A 220-nucleotide genomic window follows, 5' to 3' on the forward strand; every position below is an offset into this window, starting at 1 on the left:
CCGAATGTAAAGGCATCAACGGTACAATGGATCGATCCGTAAGGGGACATCCCCTACCTGTGAAGAGCATAAGGAGGAATCTGAGAATATCAAGAATCAGATCAATGGTGGAACATCTCTACGTAATGAAGGGGATGTTCCACTTCTTCCATGTAATGATAACGAAGGTACAGAGGGTCAGGGTCAAGACATACTTCACCGCCATGTGCTACAACCTTGC

At 45.9% G+C, this 220-nt stretch carries 1 pseudogene; it reads left to right on the top strand.

What is annotated here, in order from left to right:
- Window positions 1–220, top strand: a pseudogene (locus tag F6Q11_RS06845) (IS5/IS1182 family transposase); the annotation flags it as partial.

This window comes from Thermoplasma sp., assembly GCF_008709555.1.
Classification (GTDB): Archaea; Thermoplasmatota; Thermoplasmata; order Thermoplasmatales; family Thermoplasmataceae; genus Thermoplasma.